The 297-nt window shown below is 39.4% G+C and carries 1 pseudogene; it reads right to left on the bottom strand.

The annotated features are described in order from the left end of the window. Positions 1-297, bottom strand: a pseudogene (locus tag BEN48_RS19270) (hypothetical protein); the annotation flags it as partial.

Raw genomic sequence — 297 nt, 5'->3', positions numbered from 1 at the left:
CCCTACAAGTTTCGCCGCTTTCATCATTTTATCATGACGCAGCGCTTTCGATACATTGCGATTCTCCAATGTAAATAAAATGTTTTTCTCAACTGTCATATGCGGATATAGCGCATAGTTCTGAAACACCATAGATAACAAACGGTCTTTAGGACCGCCAGACAACTCACCTGGTTTTTTCTTCAAATAATCTTCCAGCCCTACAAGTTTCGCCGCTTTCATCATTTTATCATGACGCAGCGCTTTCGATACATTGCGATTCTCCAATGTAAATAAAATGTTTTTCTCAACTGTCAT

This window comes from Hymenobacter glacialis, assembly GCF_001816165.1.
In the GTDB taxonomy this organism is placed as follows: domain Bacteria; phylum Bacteroidota; class Bacteroidia; order Cytophagales; family Hymenobacteraceae; genus Hymenobacter; species Hymenobacter glacialis.
This window is presented reverse-complemented; position numbering and strand designations above follow the sequence as displayed.